This window comes from Haloarchaeobius litoreus (genome assembly GCF_024495425.1).
GTDB lineage: Archaea > Halobacteriota > Halobacteria > Halobacteriales > Natrialbaceae > Haloarchaeobius > Haloarchaeobius litoreus.
This window is the reverse complement of the sequence record NZ_JANHJR010000001.1, coordinates 1,142,583-1,159,640: the sequence shown is the minus strand read 5'-3', so window position 1 is coordinate 1,159,640 and position 17,058 is coordinate 1,142,583. Positions and strand designations below refer to the sequence as shown.

15 protein-coding genes and 1 tRNA gene are annotated in these 17,058 nt (G+C 67.7%); 8 read left to right on the top strand and 8 right to left on the bottom strand.

Annotation, left to right across the window (positions count from 1 at the left end):
* Positions 1-62 precede the first annotated feature (62 nt).
* A complete protein-coding gene (locus NOW55_RS05945) occupies positions 63-1,289 on the bottom strand; it encodes an orc1/cdc6 family replication initiation protein (RefSeq protein ID WP_256399169.1) in 1,227 nt (408 codons plus the stop codon).
* Positions 1,290-1,998: 709 nt separating this feature from the next.
* On the opposite strand from NOW55_RS05945, the gene NOW55_RS05940 reads away from it, so the two are divergent.
* Both NOW55_RS05940 and NOW55_RS05935 read left to right on the top strand, forming a co-directional pair.
* Positions 1,999-3,153, top strand: a complete 1,155-nt coding sequence (locus tag NOW55_RS05940) for a thiolase family protein (RefSeq protein WP_256399168.1) — start codon at positions 1,999-2,001, stop codon at positions 3,151-3,153.
* Entirely contained in the window at positions 3,150-3,509 is a 360-nt protein-coding gene (locus NOW55_RS05935; protein ID WP_256399167.1) for a PhlB family protein, read from the top strand. The genes NOW55_RS05940 and NOW55_RS05935 overlap by 4 nt, the downstream gene beginning before the upstream one ends.
* A gap of 142 nt (positions 3,510-3,651) precedes the next feature.
* On the opposite strand, the gene NOW55_RS05930 is transcribed toward NOW55_RS05935, so the two are convergent.
* Positions 3,652-4,470, bottom strand: coding sequence for a DUF7547 family protein (locus NOW55_RS05930; protein WP_256399166.1), 819 nt, complete (start codon positions 4,468-4,470; stop codon positions 3,652-3,654).
* A 159-nt stretch (positions 4,471-4,629) separates the two neighbouring features.
* Here NOW55_RS05930 and NOW55_RS05925 point away from each other — a divergent pair, with 159 nt between their 5' ends.
* Positions 4,630-5,319, top strand: a complete 690-nt coding sequence (locus tag NOW55_RS05925; RefSeq protein ID WP_256399165.1) for a DUF7504 family protein — start codon at positions 4,630-4,632, stop codon at positions 5,317-5,319.
* 43 nt (positions 5,320-5,362) lie between these two features.
* Here the strand turns inward: NOW55_RS05925 and trxA are convergent, their stop codons facing one another.
* On the bottom strand, positions 5,363-5,734 hold the full coding sequence (gene trxA, locus NOW55_RS05920; protein WP_256399164.1) for a thioredoxin: 372 nt from the start codon (positions 5,732-5,734) through the stop codon (positions 5,363-5,365).
* A gap of 186 nt (positions 5,735-5,920) precedes the next feature.
* On the opposite strand from trxA, the gene NOW55_RS05915 reads away from it, so the two are divergent.
* The 3 genes from NOW55_RS05915 (at position 5,921) to NOW55_RS05905 (ending at position 9,364) form a co-directional block, all read left to right on the top strand.
* The gene (locus tag NOW55_RS05915; RefSeq protein ID WP_256399163.1) at positions 5,921-8,086 is read left to right on the top strand and encodes a hypothetical protein; all 2,166 of its coding nucleotides are present in this window, start codon (positions 5,921-5,923) and stop codon (positions 8,084-8,086) included.
* Positions 8,087-8,178: 92 nt separating this feature from the next.
* On the top strand, positions 8,179-8,577 hold the full coding sequence (locus tag NOW55_RS05910) for an acyl-CoA thioesterase (RefSeq protein ID WP_256399162.1): 399 nt from the start codon (positions 8,179-8,181) through the stop codon (positions 8,575-8,577).
* A gap of 49 nt (positions 8,578-8,626) precedes the next feature.
* Positions 8,627-9,364: a ribonuclease H-like domain-containing protein gene (locus NOW55_RS05905; RefSeq protein ID WP_256399161.1), complete on the top strand. Its 738-nt coding sequence runs from the start codon at positions 8,627-8,629 to the stop codon at positions 9,362-9,364.
* A 161-nt stretch (positions 9,365-9,525) separates the two neighbouring features.
* Here NOW55_RS05905 and NOW55_RS05900 read toward each other — a convergent pair whose 3' ends face one another.
* On the bottom strand, positions 9,526-9,966 hold the full coding sequence (locus NOW55_RS05900) for a TIGR00725 family protein (protein WP_256399160.1): 441 nt from the start codon (positions 9,964-9,966) through the stop codon (positions 9,526-9,528).
* A 97-nt stretch (positions 9,967-10,063) separates the two neighbouring features.
* On the opposite strand from NOW55_RS05900, the gene NOW55_RS05895 reads away from it, so the two are divergent.
* Complete coding sequence (locus NOW55_RS05895; protein ID WP_256399159.1) at positions 10,064-10,960, top strand: DUF7847 domain-containing protein; 897 nt, start codon at positions 10,064-10,066, stop codon at positions 10,958-10,960.
* A gap of 20 nt (positions 10,961-10,980) precedes the next feature.
* Here NOW55_RS05895 and acnA read toward each other — a convergent pair whose 3' ends face one another.
* The 4 genes from acnA to NOW55_RS05875 all read right to left on the bottom strand — a co-directional run bounded on the left by acnA (position 10,981) and on the right by NOW55_RS05875 (position 15,698).
* Positions 10,981-13,758: an aconitate hydratase AcnA gene (gene acnA / locus NOW55_RS05890; RefSeq protein ID WP_256399158.1), complete on the bottom strand. Its 2,778-nt coding sequence runs from the start codon at positions 13,756-13,758 to the stop codon at positions 10,981-10,983.
* Positions 13,759-13,922: 164 nt separating this feature from the next.
* A tRNA-Thr gene (locus NOW55_RS05885) sits at positions 13,923-13,996 on the bottom strand.
* A 12-nt stretch (positions 13,997-14,008) separates the two neighbouring features.
* Entirely contained in the window at positions 14,009-14,497 is a 489-nt protein-coding gene (locus NOW55_RS05880) for a GNAT family N-acetyltransferase (RefSeq protein WP_256399157.1), read from the bottom strand.
* On the bottom strand, positions 14,487-15,698 hold the full coding sequence (locus tag NOW55_RS05875) for a phosphoglycerate kinase (protein WP_256399156.1): 1,212 nt from the start codon (positions 15,696-15,698) through the stop codon (positions 14,487-14,489). The genes NOW55_RS05880 and NOW55_RS05875 overlap by 11 nt, the downstream gene beginning before the upstream one ends.
* 238 nt (positions 15,699-15,936) lie before the next feature.
* Here NOW55_RS05875 and NOW55_RS05870 point away from each other — a divergent pair, with 238 nt between their 5' ends.
* Complete coding sequence (locus NOW55_RS05870; RefSeq protein WP_256399155.1) at positions 15,937-17,055, top strand: branched-chain amino acid ABC transporter permease; 1,119 nt, start codon at positions 15,937-15,939, stop codon at positions 17,053-17,055.
* Positions 17,056-17,058 lie beyond the last annotated feature (3 nt).

Here is a 17,058-nt window from a genome sequence, read left to right as displayed (position 1 = left end):
GTCCCCGGGGAGAAATGCGTTTGGAACAGCGAGGGTGTGGTGTCGACTGCGGGCGGGGCGACTCAGCGGACCTCGTTCATCGTCGCGACGGTCCGCAGGTCGGAGAACCGCTGCTGCATGTCGAGTTCGTCCTCCAGCGCGGTGAGCGCGGATTCGAGGGGAACGTCGAGCTCGTAGGAGTAGAAGTTCCCGCGCGAGCCGGAGCGGTTCTCCCGGGCGGTGAGGATGCCGAGCATCCGCAGGTCCGAGAGGTGGTTGTGGACCGACCGCTGCGCGAGGCTGTCGACGCCGTAGCCGTCGCAGATGTCCAGGTAGCGGTCGTAGATGGCCCGGCTCCGGCCGGGGGTGTCGCCCTCGGCGGCGATGGAGACCACCGCGAGCAGGGCGAGGTGACCGTGCTGGGTGAGCTGGCGGATGCCCTCCTCGACGCGTTCGCGCTCCAGCTCGTGCCGGGCGGCCTCGACGTGTCGCTCGGAGACGTGGTCGTCGTCGCCGTTCTCGGCCTGTTCGGCCGCGAGCAGGAGCAGGTCGAGCGCCTGCCGTGCCGAGCCACGGTCCTTCGCGGCGAGGGCGGCACAGAGCCGGACGACGGCCTCGTCGTAGGTGTCCTCGCGGAGCGCGATCTCCGCACGCGAGGAGAGGATGTTCGTCAGCTCCTGTGCGTTGTACGGCGGGAACTGGAGCTCGCGCTCGCAGAGCGTGTCCTGCACGCGCGGGTCGAGCTGGTCGCGGAACTTGAAGTCGTTCGAGATGCCGATGATGCCGACCTTCGCGTCCTCCAGGTCGCCCTTCGACCGGGCGCGGGGGAGCTCGTAGAGCAGTTCGTCGCGCTCGCCGATGGCGTCGATCTCGTCGAGGACGAGCAGGATGGTGCCGCCGACCTCGTCGAGTTCCTCGTAGAGCTTGTTGAAGACGGTCTGCTGGGGGTACCCCGTCGTCGAGATCTCTCCACCGTCGGGACGGAGCTCGTTGACGAGTTCGACCGCGACCTGGTACGATGACGAGAGCGGCTTGCAGTTGAGCGAGACGACCGAGAGGTCCACGTCGTCGTACTCCTCGACGTCGTCCTGCAGCAGGGACAGCAGATACTCGGTGACAGCGGTCTTGCCGACGCCGGTGTTCCCGTAGAGGAAGACGTTGTTGGGTTCCCAGCCGTCGACGACCGGTTGGAGCGCGTCCATGTACGCCTCGATCTCCTCGTCCCGCTCTTCGATACTGTCGGGCTGGTAGCTCTCCCGAAGAGCGTCCTTGTTTGCGAAGATGGCGCGCTTGCGCTCGAACCGGCGCATACCCTTCCGGTATGACTCCGGGTATAAAAGAACCTCCTTTGCAAGTGATTCAAGTGTTTCGTGTGAACCGTCACGGTCGTTCACGGTCGCAGTCACGTATCGTGTGGAACGTGGACGAAACCCACACCCTCACAGACACCACTGTTGCAAGTGAAGCTAGGAAGGAAGGGGTACCTAGTAGGGGGAACACACCACGGTTTCTGGTGAAGCAGTGACAGTTGTTGGGTGGGTGGTGACGGCCGACTGTCGCCGAGGGGCACACCCACCACCGATGCAAGTGAAAATTCGGGGTAGAGGCGTTGATGGGTCAGAACACGCGGGGTGGTGGACAAGGTCAGGGAACTCGACGGTCGACCCCCTCCCCCACCCGTTTCCGGTTTCACTCGCAGCGGTGGTGTCTCTGTGTCACGTCCCGCCCCTACCCTCGACCCGCTTCACTTGCAACGGTGGTGTCTCTCTCCTCCTGCAACCACCGCGGAAGGTCGCTGGAGCGATGTCGGTGTTCACTCGCAACGGTGGTGGGGGTGCGTGGGTCGGTGAGCCCGCTTCACTTGCAAGGGTGGGGGGATAGACCGTGGGACGGCGCTGCGGTGGCGAGGCACCCGCCGTCGCGCCGGTCACCCTTGCTGCCAGCGGAGGCGAGCACGTCGCGGCGCAAGAGGAGGTAGTGACGGGAATAACTAAACCGATGCCGCGAGTGGAGTCGCGCATGGACCGTGTAGCAGTCATCGGTGCCTCGATGACCAAGTTCGGACAGCGGGAGTCGTGGGTGATGGACCTGCTCGCCGAGGCGGGAGAGGCCTGCCTCGACGACGCCGGGGTCGCCCCCGACGAGGTCGAGCACCTGTACGTCTCGAACATGGCAAGCGGGGAGTTCGAGGGACAGACGGGGATCATGAACGCGCTGGCGCACGACCTCGACGCCATGCCGGCGTACAGCCAGCGGGTCGACCAGACCTCCTCGTCCGGCGGCGCGGGAATCTACGCCGCGTGGCAGTCCGTCGCCTCCGGCGCGTCCGAGATGACCCTGCTCGTCGGTGGCGAGAAGATGACTCACCAGACCACCGGCGAGGCGACCGACGTCATCGCCTCCATCACGCACCCGGTGGAGTACAAACACGGCGTCACCCTGCCGAGTTTCGCCGGGCTCACCGCGCGACACTACCTCGAACGGTACGACGCGCCGCGGGAGTCGCTGGCGAAGGTCGCCGTGAAGAACCACAGGAACGGACTCGACAACCCGCACGCCCAGTTCCGCAAGGAGGTCGACGTGGAGACGGTGATGGAGTCGCCCATCGTCGCCGACCCGCTCCGGCTGTACGACTTCTGTCCCATCACCGACGGGAGCGCGGCGCTCATGTTCTGTCCGGAGTCGGTCGCCGAGCAGTACACCGACGACTACGCCGTCGTGACCGGCGTCGCGGGCGCGACCGACACCCAGGTCGTCCACGAGCGCGAGGACCCGACAGTGATGGGCGGCGTCGTCGACTCTGGCGAGCAGGCGTTCGAGATGGCCGGACTGGAGCCCGAGGACGTCGACGTCGCCGAGCTCCACGACATGTTCACCATCCTCGAGTTCCTCCAGATGGAGGGCCTCGGCTTCGCCGAACCCGGCAGAGCGTGGGAGCGCGTCGAGGCCGGCGAGACGGAGATGGACGGCGAACTTCCGATCAACACCTCGGGCGGCCTCAAGTCGAAGGGCCACCCGCTCGGGGCGAGCGGCGTCGCACAGGGCTACGAGATCTACGCACAGCTCGTCGGCGAGGCGGGCGACCGCCAGGTCGACGCCGATGTCGGCCTCGCGTGCAACGTCGGCGGGTTCGGGAACTGCGTCATCACCACCATCATGGAGGCAGCAGAATGACGATGGAGGCCTACCGGTACGACGACGGCAGCATCACCTACCCGGGCCACCCTATCGGCCCGAACGGCAGCGAACCGGTCGGTACCGTGGACCTGAGCGAGTACGAGGCCGAGGTCGTCACCTGGACCAACTCCACGGCGACCCCGCCGGGTGTCCGCCAGCCCAACGCGCTCGCGATCGTCGAGTTCGACGTCGACGGCGAGTCCGTCCGGGCCATCGGGCAGCTGACGACCGCCGACGTGGAGACCGGTGACACGGTCCGACCGGTGTACGTCGGGGAGCTGCGCGACCCCGACGCCGGTATCAGGGAGCCCGAGAGCCAGGACTGGGACGGCTACCGGTTCGAACCCGTCTAGGTGCTCGAACCCGTCTCGATATCGCTTCGACCCGAGTCGACACCGCTTCGACCAGGTAAGAATTCCTTACTCGCGTCGACCTGCGACCGCAGAATCCACTTCTATCGCCGCTGCGACTGCTCGTAGTTTACCACCGCTGCGACTACTCGTCGTCGTCGCCGGCAACCCCGTGGTCGTCGCCCGAACTCTCGCCGGGCCCGCCGCCAGTCTCGCCCGGTTCGTCGCCAGTCTCGCCCGGTTCGTCGCCAGTCTCGCCCGGCTCGCCGTCAGACTCGCCCTGCCCGTCGCCAGCACCGTCGCGACCGTCCTCGTACTGCTGTTTCAGCGTCTCCAGCTCGGCGTCCACGTCGATGGTCACCGGTTCGTCCTCCGCTGCAGCCTCGCCCTCCGCCGCCGCTCCGCCCTCCACCACGTCGATGTCGGTCCCCTCACTGCCCGACCCGGCATCGGCCTCCTCGAACTCGTCGAGGGTGCGGTCCTGGGTCCGGCTCGCCGTCAGCTGCTCCTGAATCTCACGGCGGAGGTCCTGCGCCTCGGTCAGGATGCTCCGTGCGGACTCGTTCTCCGGCAGCTCGGTCCCCTCGAGGACGGACTGGAGGTCCGCGAGCGCGTCGGAGGCCCGCGAGAGCGTCTCGCGACTGACGGTCTCGGCGGTCGAGCGCGCGCGACCACCGGCATCGCGGCCACGTTCACCCGCACGACGACCACTGTCTGCCAGCCTGATGGCGCGCTGGAGCGCCTCGAGCAGTCGGATGTTCGTCTCCAGGATGGCGATGGTGGCGGGGATGGCAACCTCGTCGGCGAACTCCATGAACTCGCGCGGGGTGGGCGGACGGGGAATGCCCATCGGCCCCGTCGGCGGCCGACGGCGCTGCTCGTCCAGCTGCTCCCGGAGCGCCCGGAGCTCCCTCGCCAGCTCCTTGGCGTCGGTGGCGATGTCGTCGTCGCTGGAATCGCTCATACCGTACCGTTATCGCGTAGCCGACAAAAACCATGCGCCACCGGACCCTCCGTGGGTTCTCGTTCCTCTCCGAACTCGGTTTCACCGGGTGTAACACGTTATTATAGTAAACCAATAGCCACAATATTTATTGCATCCTGTTTCTAATTCGACGAAAGAATGCGTACCGACCACGGTGGGGGGGTACCGGGGAGCACTACCTTCGCCCAGACGCTCTCGGCACTCAAGCGCGAAGGCAGCAGCATCCTTCTGGTCGGACGGACGAGCGCGACGGCCCACCGTGCGGCCTGTTCCAGGCTCATGGGGGACAGCGGCGAGCCAAGACAGCGCCTCTACGTCTACACCACGGGAACTGAGACGTGCGGACAGGGACCGTCGACGGACCACCAGGGCACGACGCGCATCCTCAGTCAGGAGAACGAGGCCGGTGTCTCCGCGAGCCCGAAGGGCGTCCCGGACGACATCGAGGAGACCGTGGTCGGCCCGCAGCTGCTGAGCACGCTCGGGACGTCCATCATCGATGCCGTCGACGAGATGGAGGCCGACCACGAGCTCGAGCCGGCCGAACTCCGGCTCTGCTTCGACTCGGTGACACCGCTCCTCCAGGAGCACAAGTCACAGAACGTGTTCCGCCTGCTCCACATGGTCACCTCGCGGACCAGACAGGCCGACGGGATGGGGCACTTCCACCTGCCGCTGGACCGCGACAGCGACTACGTACGCCTGCTCGAACCGCTGTTCGACGCCGTCGTCGAGGTCAGACGGACGGAAGACGGCGACGAGGAACGTCTCGAACAGCGCTGGCATCTCCGGGACCGGGACGCCGAGAGCGGCTGGATCGAGATCTGATTCTGTGAGCGTCCGCGCGTCCGCGCGACCGTCGACCGACCGCTCAGCCGTGCTGTTCGATGAGACCGACGAGCGAGGACTTCTCCTGCACGCCGACCATCCGTTCGACGAGCTCGCCGTCGGCGTACAGCAGGAGCGTCGGGACACCGCGGATACCGTTCTCCTGTGCGAGCCCCTGCAGCTCGTCGATGTCGACCTTCGCGACGGTGGCGTCCGTCTCGACCGCGATCTCCGCGACCACGGGTTCGAGCATCTGGCACGGGCCACACCAGTCGGCGTAGAAGTCGACGAGCACCACGTCCTCGTCGGCCAGTAGCGTCTGGAGGTGCTCCTGGCTCTCGACGTGGACTGGTTCGGTGGTGTTCGTCGGACTGCCGTCGGTGCCGTCGTCTTTCGACTCTGCTGCGTCGCTCATACCACCGCTACGGACGGACCACGTTTAACCGTTCGTCGGGTTGTCGGGTCCCTCGCACGACCGTGGCGGCGCGGGCACCGACACGCCGATACCGTCGCTGTCGGACGAATCGAGACACGACTCACCGTTCGATATCGAACGAACCCTCATACCCCGACCGTGCGTACGCGAACAGGAGACTCACCCATGGTCCAAGTAGGCATAGAAATGCTCGCCGGCGTCGCAGTGACCATCCTCCTGATGCTCGTCTTCCTCGGCGTGGTCGTCATGTGGGACGTCGCGCTGGCGCTGCGTGACGTCGCGGAGAAGATCGATTCGCTCGAGGACGACGTGGATTCGGATCTGGACACGATAAACGGGACACTGACCCGGATCCACGACAGCATGCACGGAGAACAGGGCCGGACCGGTCGAAGCGGTGCCACCGCCGATGGGCACGGAGCAGTTGCGGACCGTCAGTCCCGTTCCGGCGCGGCACGGGCGGCGACCCCGAACGTCGTCGCCCCCGGTGTCGGAACGCCGACGGTATCGGGCGGCCAGTCGACCATCGGCGGTCTGCAGGCGGCACGGCCATCGCCGGAGGGCGTCGTCGGCCAGGTGCAGCTGGCGAACGGCCGGAACGGCCGAAGTGGCTCCGACGCAGACGCACCGGCGGGTGCCTCGCCGGCCGCCGCCGGTACGACGGCCGGAGGAGCCGCCAGAACGGCCGACGGCGTCGACGCACGCAGCGTCGGTGTCGACGAGTTCGACCCGGACGGGCCAGCCGACCAGTCGAGCGACGGGGCGGACGCGGATTCGACCACGGGTGACGGCGAGCCTGCGGACGGCGAGGGAGACGCAGTCGACGCGGCGGACGCCGAGGACGAAGCGCCCGAGAGCGACGGGGAGGCGGCCGAGCTAGCGGACGAGGCCGTGGAGGACGAGGAGACGACGCCCCGGGCGGCGACCGACGAGGACTCTACCGGGAGCGACGACGCCGCCGATGTCGAGGAAGCGGAAGCGGCGGACGACGCCGGCGCGACGGACGGAGACGACGACGGGACCGCCGAGGAGGAGGGACTGACGGAGGGCGGCCTGTCCGATGACGACGAGCCAAGCGTAGCGGACGACGGCGAGGGCTCGCCAGCCGACGCCGAGGCGGGCGCGACTGGGGCGGACGTCTCCGGCGACGTAGCTGGCACCGTCGACGAGGATGACGGCGAGCAACTGGACGGTTCGGTCGCTCAGCTGTTCGACGACGACGAGCCCGCCGACGGAGCCATCGTACCGGACGACTCCGCGACCGAGGCGCTCCGGACCTTCGGGCACGACGCGCGGACGAACCACGGGCTCGGGCCGTCACGCGACCTGTTCACGGAACCGAGCGCCGACGAGACGGACGGCCGGTTCGCGACCACCGCAGAGGAACCGTGGTACGCGACCCGGTTCGAGTCACACCCGCGGTCGACCGGTGCCATCGCGGAGACCACTGAAGGCGGCACCGACGACGAGGCGGTCGACGACGAGGTGGCCGACGACGAGGGAGCCGACGAAGAGGCGGCCGACGACGACGCCGAAGCGGCGGCCGCGCCCCCGCTCTCCGAGTTCGACGACGAGTCGGTCGGGATGGACGACCTCGTGGGTGCTGGCGAGGCGGACGCCGAGTCGGGGGGCGACGATGAGCAGGCGGTCGACGAGGGGACGGCTGAGACGGCCCGCGAGGCAGACGACGAGGGGGACGTCGACCCCTCAGTCCTCGATCAACTCGACCCCGACGCCGATGCGGAGACCGCCGCCGCCGCGGTCCTGCGGGACACGGAGGCGACGGTCGAGCCCGCCGATGGCGCTGTCGACGAGGACGTGCTCGGGAGCGAGGACGCCGAACTCGAGGGCGGGGACAGGACCGAGGCGCAACTGGGCACCACCGCGGACGAACCGATGGGTGTCGGCGACCTCGTCGAGCAGGAACTGACGACGCTCACGCAGGAGGTCGGCGGGACGAGCATCTCGCCGGACGTGAGCTCGCTGCCGCTGCAGCAGGGTGCCGACGAGCTCGACGACACCGACTACACGTTCCCGCTGTCGGGTGAGACGTACGGTCTCACCGCCAGCGCCGAGAGCGAGGTCGCGACGCTGGAACTGGTACCCGACGGTGGCGTCGAGCTCTCCGGTGCGAGCGAGCAGCTGCTCCGGTACCAGTTCCGGAACTACCTCGACCGGGACGAGAGCGGGCACGCCGAGCTGACCGTCGACGACGACGGCATCGTGGTGCTCAAGATACCCGGTGCGACCGGCGACTCGCTCGACGACTGGGCCGACGCGCTCATCCAGATCACCGACCGGACGCTGTACCTCGCCCGGGGCGAGGAGTGAGCAGCGAGGTATCGTTTCCACCCGACAGCTGGCCACACCCGAAGCCTGGCCGCTACCACAAGACGAAGGTGCGTCGGGCGGCGACGGTGGGTATGCGCGAACATCCCTTCACCGTCGATATCGACGTCCGGTACAACGACGTCGACCTGCTGGGCCACGTGAACAACGCCATCTACTCCTCCTACCTCGAGGCGGCCCGCGTCGAGTACCTCCCCGAGGTGCTCGGGACACCGGAGTCCCTGGAGAGCGTCCTCGCGCACCTCGAGATCGACTTCGAGCGGCCCATCACACTCGAAGACGACGTCGAGGTCGCCATCTGGGTGACCGACATCGGCACCTCCACCATCCACTTCGCCTACGAGGTGCGTGCCTCGGGGGCGGTCGCGGCGACCGCCGAGACAGTGCAGGTCGCCTACGACCCCGAGACGAAGGAGTCCAGACCGGTCCCCGACGAGTGGCGCGAGCGCATCGAGGCGTTCGAGAACCGTTGAGGCCCGCGGAGAACGACAGCTTTTCTACTCGCCTGACCGAGGTACGAGCGTGCGAATCGAGAACAGCTTCATTCCGGTCCGGGGCGTCGGCGAGCAGACGGAACGCGACCTCTGGCGCGCCGGTATCACGCACTGGGACGAGTTCGACGGTTCGGTGGTCGGGCCGACGACGGCCGACCGCATCGAGTCGTTCATCGAGACGGCGACCGGTCGGCTCGATGCGGGCGACACGCGCTTCTTCGACGAGCAGTTCCCGGGCAGCGAGCGCTGGCGGTTCTACGAGAACTTCCGCGAGGACACCTGCTTCTTCGACATCGAGACGACCGGTCTCTCGCAGGAGCGCGACGACGTGACGACGGTCTCCTTCCACCGGGGCGGCGAGACGACCACGCTCGTCCAGGGTGACGACCTGACCGCGGGCGCGCTCCGCGAGCAGTTCGACGACGCGGCGCTCGTCGCGACGTTCAACGGGGCACGCTTCGACGTGCCGTTCCTCGAGACCTCGTTCGACGTCGACATCGACGTGCCGCACGTCGACCTCATGTACCCCTGCAAGCGCCTCGGTCTCTCCGGCGGCCTCAAGAGCATCGAGAAGGAGGTCGGCATCGCCCGCGACGAGCCGGACATCACCGGCCGGGACGCGGTCAGGCTCTGGCACGAGTACGAGCGCGGCAGCGACGAGGCGCTCGACACGCTGGTCCGGTACAACCGCGACGACGCCCGGAACCTCCAGACGCTCATGGACGTGGTCACCGACGGGCTACACGCACGGGTCTTCGAGGAGTAGTCGTCCGAAAACTGTCGGCAGTGGGGTCTGGAGGCGTCGGGCAACACCTCCGTCGGGTTTCGGTCAGAGTGGGCGGGTCCAGTGCCGACACTGCTCCCTACCCCCGGACTGTCAATAAACGCACCTATAACTACAACAGTCGCTTTCGTCACCCGGTAGCATCACACACGGTCTTCGACGTAGGCGACCGCGGCCGCCGGACTGTCAACCTGTCTCACGCCCGGCACGTCGTGCGTGCCGAGTCCCGCGACCGGTCGGTCGTAGACGCTGGCGAAGCCGAGTTCCGTGAGCGTCCCCGGGCCGCCGTCGATGGCGACGACCGCGTCGCCGTTCATCACCACGAGTGCGTTCCGGGCGTGGCCCAGCCCCGTCGCGAGGGGAACCTCGACGAACTCGTTCGCCGCGGTGGTGTCCTCGCCGGGGAGGATGCCGACGGTCCGCCCGCCGGCCTCGCTCGCGCCTTCACAGACACCGCGCATCACACCACCCAGTCCGCCACAGACGACCGTGTGGCCGCGCTCCGCGAACAGTCGACCCACCGAGACGGCCTGCTCGTACGTTGCGTCCGAGACGCTGCTCCCGCCGATGACGCTCACTCGCATGCGCCCACCGACGGCCGGCGCGGCCACGACGGTTTCGGTCCGTTTTCCTCACATGCGTAAGACATGATTTATGCGCTCCCGACCCGCCGGAACCGGTATGGGCGCAATCTCATCGGCGAAACACGCCGGTTCGACGCTGGCGCGGAACCCCATCCTGTTCGTCGCCGCCACCGCCTTCGCCGTCGTGCAGCTGCCACAGATACTCCTCCAGTGGACCGGGCTCCCCTTCGTCGCTTCCCTGTTCAACCTCGTCACCGTCGTCGTCGTCCCGTTCCTCATCGGCGGCATCTACGGGATGGCCGAGGAGGGCCTCGACGGGACCACCTCGTTCGGCACCTTCTGGCGCGCCGGACGGGAGAACTACGTCTCGCTGCTCGTCGCGGCCATCTTCTTCGCGCTGGTCGTGTTCGTGGTGGCATTCGTCGGCATCCTCGTCCTGCTGTTCGTCACCGCGCTCACGGTCGGCCTGACCGGTCTCCAGGGCGGTGTCAGCCCCGTCGCGCTCATCCTCCCTGGGCTCGTCGGCCTCGCGCTGTTCGTCCTCTACCTCGCGACCGTCGTCTTCCTCCAGTTCTACGAGGCCGCCATCGTCGTCGACGACGCCGACGTCCTCGACAGTCTCAAGGAGAGCTACCGCTTCGTCCGCGGGAACCTCCTCAGCACCATCGGGTTCACCGTCGTCCGCTGGACCCCGAGCGTGCTGACCTCCCTCCTCACGGCGTACTTCGTGGTGAGCAGCATCGGCGTCGATCTCCAGAACACGGAGGCGCTGGAGCCCGAGACCTTCCAGAACATCTACGCGAAGCTCTCGGCCACCGAACTCGGCATCGTCGTCGCGATGACCATCCTCACCGCAGGAATCGTCGGCGCGTTCACCCGGACCTACCTCATCGCCTTCTACGTCGACCACCGCGAGGCGGCCGCGACGGCCGAGCAGTCCGACGACGAGTACGACGACGACCTCTTCGACGACGAGTACGACACCATCGGGTAGCGCGGCCCGGGACTCGCTCCCTACGACTCCGTGAGCAGCCGACGGAGGACGAGGTGGAGGATACCACCGTTCTCCACGTATCGGACCGCGGCGGGCGTACTGACCTGGGCGGTGACCGGGAACTCGACGGTCGACCCGTCGGCCCACTCGGCGACGACGGTGAGCTCGTCGCCGACTGCCAGTCCGTCGTCCAGCCCCTGGATCGAGACCGTCTCAGAGCCGTCCAGTCCGAGCGACTCCCAGGAGTCACCCTCGGCGAACTGCAGCGGCAGGACGCCCATCCCGACCAGGTTGTCGCGGAAGATGCGTTCGTAGCTCTCCGCGATGGTCGCCCGCACACCGAGCAGGTCCGTCCCCTTCGCGGCCCAGTCTCGGCTGGAACCGGTGCCGAGCTCCTCGCCGGCGAAGACGACCAGCGGCGTCTCGGCGTCGCGGTACCGTTGGCTCGCCTCGAAGACGGTCGTCTGCTCGCCCGTCGGCTGGTGGATGGTGTAGCCCCCCTCGACGTCGTCGAGCATCTCGTTCTCGATGCGGACGTTCGCGAACGTGCCGCGCATCATCACCTCGTGGTTCCCGCGACGGGCCCCGTACGTGTTGAAGTCCTGTGGCTCGACGCCCTGGTCCACGAGCCACTCGCCGGCGGGCTGCTCGCGACTGAACGGGCCGGCCGGGCTGATGTGGTCGGTCGTGACGGTGTCGCCCAGCAGCATGAGCGTCCGGGCGTCCTCGACGTCCGAGACACCGGGCTCCTCCAGCGGGAACTCCTTGAAGAACGGCGGCTCGCGGATGTACGTCGACGAGTCGTCCCATCCGTACACCGCACCGGTCGGCGCGTCGAGGCCCTCCCAGCGCTCGTCGCCCTCGAACACCTCGGCGTACTTCTCCTCGAACATCGAGGAGTCGACGCTGTCGTGGACTGCCGCGTGAATCTCGTCGGCGTCCGGCCAGAGGTCGGCCAGGTACACCGGCTCGCCGTCGGCGTCGGTCCCGAGCGGGTCGTGCTCGAGGTCGATGTCCATCCGGCCCGCGAGCCCGTAGGCGACGACCAGCGGCGGGCTGGCGAGGTAGTTCGCACGCACCTTGGGATGGATTCGCGCCTCGAAGTTCCGGTTGCCGGAGAGGACGCTCGTCGTCCAGAGGTCCTCGGCGTCGATGGCGCGCTCGATCGGCTCCGGGAGCGGCCCGGCGTTCCCGATGCAGGTCGTGCAGCCGTAGCCGACGACGTTGTAGCCGAGCTCCTCGAGGTACGGGAGCAGCCCCGACGCCTCGAGGTACTCGGTGACCACGCGGCTGCCCGGCGCGAGGCTGGTCTTCACGTACGCTGGCACGTCGAGGCCCCGTTCGACGGCGTTCCTCGCGAGCAGCCCCGCGGCCAGCATCACGGACGGGTTCGACGTGTTCGTACAGCTCGTGATTGCGCTGACGACGACGCTCCCGTGGCCGATCTCGGTCGTCTCCCCGCCGACGTCCACCTCGACCTGCTTGGTCAGCTGGCCGACGTCCGGCGTCGGGATGTCGGCGTCGGGGCGGTCGTCCGCGACGCTCGCCTCCTCCAGCCAGCGCGAGAGTGCGTCCTCGTCGATGTCCTCGAGCTCGCCCGCGAACTCGCCGTGGACGAGCTTCCGGAAGTGCGACTTCATCTCGGGCATCTCGACGCGGTCCTGCGGGCGCTTCGGGCCGGCGAGGCTGGGCGTGATGGAGGACAGGTCGAGCTCGACCGTCTCGGAGTACTCGGGGTCCTGCTCGCCGAACAGCCCCTGTGCGTCGAGGTACTCGCGGACGAGCTCGATGTGCTCCTCGTCCCGTCCCGTCAGTTCGAGGTAGTCCAGCGTCGCCTCGTCGACCGGGAACATGCTGATGGTCGAGCCCTGCTCGGGTGCCATGTTCGCGATGGTCGCCCGGTCCGGCACGGTGAGGTTCGAGACGCCCGGCCCGAAGAACTCGACGAACCGGTCGACGACACCGACGCCGCGGAGCTTCTCGGTGACGTGCAACACGAGGTCGGTGGCGGTCGCCCCCTCCGGCAGCTCGCCCGTGAGCCGGACCCCGACCACCTCCGGGAGCTTCATCGTGATCGGCTGGCCGAGCATCGCCGCCTCGGCCTCGATGCCGCCCACGCCCCAGCCGACGACCCCGATGCCCCCGATCATCGGCGTGTGGCTGTCCGTCCCGACCAGCGTGTCCGGCAGGAGCCACTCCTCGCCGTCCTGCTCCCGGGCGTGGACGACCTGCCCCAGGTACTCGAGGTTCACCTGGTGGACGATGCCGGTCCCCGGCGGGACGACCCGGAAGTCGTCGAACGCCTGCTGTGCCCACTTCAGCGCCCGGTAGCGCTCACCGTTCCGCTCGTACTCCAGTTCGACGTTCCGTTCGTAGGCGTCCTCGGAGCCGAAGAAGTCGACCTGCACGCTGTGGTCGATGACCAGGTCGATGGGGACCTCCGGCTCGACGATGCCCGGGTCACGCCCCTGCCGGTCGACGGCCGAGCGAAGCGCCGCGAGGTCGACCACCGCCGGGACGCCGGTGAGGTCCTGCAGCACCACCCGGGACGGCGTGAACGGCAGCTCGACGTCCGGGACGTCCGGCTGCCACGACGCGACGTTCCGTACGTCCGCCGCGGTGATGGTGTCGCCGTCCACGTTCCGGAGGACGGATTCGAGGAGCACACGGATACTGACCGGGAGGCTGTCGAGCTCGCAGAGCCCCTGTTCTTCGAGGACCGTGAGGTCCGCCATCTTGAACGACGAGCCGTCGTACTCGAACTCCCGGATGGCATCTCGCGGGTCGGCATCTGACATACCTCCAGATACGATAACGCGTCACTTGAATCGTCCCCCGAATCGGTGACAGCGATGACCAATCTGGCGACGACGAGGTCGACCCACCGTCGCTGCACTTCGTTCCGCTCCCTGGTTCAAATCCACACCTGTGGCTTCCGCTGCTCACTTCGTTCGCAGCAGGAAGCCAAGGGTGGGATTTGAACCCACGAAGTCTCGATTACAAGTCGAGTGCATGCACCGCCCATGCTCCCTTGGCACGGTCCGCAACTCAGTCGTGGTCGTTGGGCTTAGTATGGCTTTCGACTCCGACGCGTTTTTCGAGGACGGAGCGATGCTCGGCGTAGCCCTGCTCCGAGTAGAACGACCGTGCGCGTGTGTTGCTGGCCATGACCTCGAGCTGGACCACGTCGACGCCGCGTTCGCGCAGTTCGGCCTCGGCGGCGTCGAGCAGGGCGGCACCGCGGCCCGCGCCTCGGTAGTCGGGGGCGACGTAGAGGTTGCTCACGAGTCCGCGCTCGGTGTCGACGCTCATGTCCGGGTCGGTGCGTTCGAAGGAGACGAAGCCGACGACGTCGTCGTCGACGCGGTCGACGAGCACGGAGCCGTCGACGACGTGGCGTGCGAGCCGCTCGCGCATCGTGGTGCGGTTCTCGGCCGGTCGGACGTGTGCGCCGTGGGGGCCCTGCTCCGTGGCGAGGTCGACCCACAGGTCCACCACGGTGTCGAGCTCGTCCAGCGTGGCCCGTTCAATCGCCATCGTAGCCGGTGCGCAACGCCTCAACGGCGGGGAGGTCGCGCCCGGTGAGGAGACGGAGGCAGGCACCCCCGCCAGTCGAGAGGTGGCTGAAGCCGTCGATGCCGAGCTGTCTGATGGCGGCGGCCGTGTCGCCACCGCCGACGATGCTGTAGGGGACGTCGGCGGCGGCGCGGTACAGCTCCTTCGTCCCGACCGCGAACGTCGGGTCCTCGAACACGCCCGCGGGGCCGTTGAGGATGACCGTCTCGGCGTCCGCGAGCACGGACCTGTACATTCGCAGGGTCTCGGAGCCGATGTCCATCGCGGCCTCACCTTCCTTCCCGGGCAGGGCGTTCAGGCCGATCTCGTGTCGTTCGCCGTCTCGCTCGACCGCCACGTCCTGCGGGAAGCGGATGCGGTCGCCGTGGGCGTCGAGCAGGTCGGCGGCGCGGTCAATCTCGTCCCAGTAGCCCTTGTCGTAGATGAAGTCGGCGCTGCCGTCGCCGATGTCGACGCCGTCGGCGAGGAGGAACACGTTGCCGACGACGCCGGCGGTGAGCACCTGGTCCGCGAGTCCGGATTCGAGGACGTTCCAGGCCACGTCGATGGAGTCCGAGACCTTCGCGCCGCCGAGGACGTAGACGCGCGGTCGGTCGGTGGCCTCGACGTCGCCGAGCACGTCGAGTTCCGATTCCATGACCCGTCCGGCGTAGCTTGGGAGGTGCTGGGGGAACCCGACGAGCGAGGGTTGCGAGCGGTGCGCGGCCGCGAAGGCGTCGTTGACGAACGCGTCGAGGACCGGGACGAGCCCCTCGACGAGGTGGGTCTGCCCGGCGACCTCGGGTTCGAACTCCATGTACTCCTCGGCGTAGAACCGGGTGTTCTCGAGCACGACGGCGGTCCCCGGTTCGAGGGATTCGACGGCCTCACGGGCGGCCGAGCCGAGGTTGGCGTCGGCGTAGCTGACGGGCGCGTCGAGCAGCTCGTCGAGGCGCTCCGCGTGGGCGGCGAGCGTCTCGAACTCGTCGCCGCCGGGGCGGCCCTGGTGGGCGAGGACGGCGACGCGTGCGTCCTCCTCGAGCAACTCGGCGAGCGTCTGCTCGTGGGCCCGGAGCCTGGCGTCGTCGGCGAGTGCCCCGTTGTCGAGCGGGCTGTTGATGTCGACGCGTACCCCGACTCGACGCCCGGCGACGGAGAGGTCGTCAAGGGTCCCTACCGGCATGGTTCGAGGTGTGGGGGGCCCGGTGAAAGAGTTTTCTTTGTGGGTCCATCCAGCCCTTCGACCCACCGTGGAGTCGTTTCTGGCCAGCGGCCCGTACTGGTGGATGTGGAGCACTGAAATGTGGAGGCACCAGAGTGTTATTGGGTAACAATCGCACGCGGTCGGCGAGATGAAACTGGGAGATGGTCGGGTAAGATTTATCTATCTCCTTGTTCCGCATTGTGTGTAAGGGACATCCATGGGTGTATCAAGCACGTACGATAGGGGCCGGAACCTCGTAGTCGAGAAGCCGATGACGGCAGTGCTGGGGGTACTCGCAGCACTGCTCGTCCTCGACCTCTTCAGACAGCTCGCGACCGGAAACATCACCATCGCGCGAGTGTTGGGTCTGATTCTCGACGGCCTGTTCCGGGGGCTCGTCATCGGGTTGGCGGGCATCGGGCTCTCGATGACGTACAGTATTCTGAACTTCGCGAACTTCGCCCACGGTGATTACATCACAGCGGGGGCGTTCTCGGGGTGGGCCACGACGTACCTCATCGCGGGCGGCTTCGGCTCCGCGGCCAACATCGGCTCGCTGGCGCTGGTGGGTGCCGGCGGCTCGGTGTTCGGCGGTGCGCTCGGCATCAACGCCGTGGAGACGCCGCTGGCCGTCTTCGCCGGACTCATCGTCTCCGGCGTGTTCACCATCGCGCTCGCGCTCGCCATCGACAAGTTCGTTTTCAAACCGATACGTGGCTCGGGCGGGATTCCGTTGCTCATCACGAGCATCGGTGTCGCGTTCGCGCTCCGTTATCTCATCCAGTTCATGTTCGACTCGGGCACCCGGGGGACGACCAACACCGGGTCCCTCCCCGGCGTCCGTCCCTACATCATCGACGGGACGGTGGCGTTCACCGCACACGACGCGCTGCTGGTCATCGTCGCCGGTGGGCTGATGCTCGGCGTCCACATCCTGCTCCAGCGGACGAAGCTGGGGAAGGCGATGCGGGCCATGTCCGACGACGAAGCACTGGCGCGCATCACCGGCATCGCAACCGAGCGCGTCATCCGCGCGACGTGGATCATCGGCGGCGGCCTGACGGGGGTCTCCGGCTTCATGTTCGTGCTCTGGAAGGGGACGCTCAGCTGGAACGACGGCTGGTTGCTGCTGCTGCTGATCTTCGCGGCAGTCATCCTCGGGGGTATCGGCTCGGTGTACGGCGCAATCGCGGGCGGCCTGGTGATCGGGCTCACCGCCTCGACGGCGGTGATCTGGATCCCGTCCGGCTTCGCCCGTGCGGCGGCGTTCGCCGTGATGATCCTCGTCCTGGTGGTACGTCCTGAGGGCATCTTCGCAGGGAGGTCTACAGCATGAGCG

What these genes read in the sequence shown, in the direction of transcription:
- NOW55_RS05945 (WP_256399169.1), bottom strand. Translation starts at nt 1,289, where the DNA reads ATGCGCCGGTTCGAGCGCAAGCGCGCCATCTTCGCAAACAAGGACGCT.
- NOW55_RS05940 (WP_256399168.1), top strand. Translation starts at nt 1,999, where the DNA reads ATGGACCGTGTAGCAGTCATCGGTGCCTCGATGACCAAGTTCGGACAG.
- NOW55_RS05935 (WP_256399167.1), top strand. Translation starts at nt 3,150, where the DNA reads ATGACGATGGAGGCCTACCGGTACGACGACGGCAGCATCACCTACCCG.
- NOW55_RS05930 (WP_256399166.1), bottom strand. Translation starts at nt 4,470, where the DNA reads ATGAGCGATTCCAGCGACGACGACATCGCCACCGACGCCAAGGAGCTG.
- NOW55_RS05925 (WP_256399165.1), top strand. Translation starts at nt 4,630, where the DNA reads ATGCGTACCGACCACGGTGGGGGGGTACCGGGGAGCACTACCTTCGCC.
- trxA (WP_256399164.1), bottom strand. Translation starts at nt 5,734, where the DNA reads ATGAGCGACGCAGCAGAGTCGAAAGACGACGGCACCGACGGCAGTCCG.
- NOW55_RS05915 (WP_256399163.1), top strand. Translation starts at nt 5,921, where the DNA reads ATGGTCCAAGTAGGCATAGAAATGCTCGCCGGCGTCGCAGTGACCATC.
- NOW55_RS05910 (WP_256399162.1), top strand. Translation starts at nt 8,179, where the DNA reads ATGCGCGAACATCCCTTCACCGTCGATATCGACGTCCGGTACAACGAC.
- NOW55_RS05900 (WP_256399160.1), bottom strand. Translation starts at nt 9,966, where the DNA reads ATGCGAGTGAGCGTCATCGGCGGGAGCAGCGTCTCGGACGCAACGTAC.
- NOW55_RS05895 (WP_256399159.1), top strand. Translation starts at nt 10,064, where the DNA reads ATGGGCGCAATCTCATCGGCGAAACACGCCGGTTCGACGCTGGCGCGG.
- acnA (WP_256399158.1), bottom strand. Translation starts at nt 13,758, where the DNA reads ATGTCAGATGCCGACCCGCGAGATGCCATCCGGGAGTTCGAGTACGAC.
- NOW55_RS05880 (WP_256399157.1), bottom strand. Translation starts at nt 14,497, where the DNA reads ATGGCGATTGAACGGGCCACGCTGGACGAGCTCGACACCGTGGTGGAC.
- NOW55_RS05875 (WP_256399156.1), bottom strand. Translation starts at nt 15,698, where the DNA reads ATGCCGGTAGGGACCCTTGACGACCTCTCCGTCGCCGGGCGTCGAGTC.
- NOW55_RS05870 (WP_256399155.1), top strand. Translation starts at nt 15,937, where the DNA reads ATGGGTGTATCAAGCACGTACGATAGGGGCCGGAACCTCGTAGTCGAG.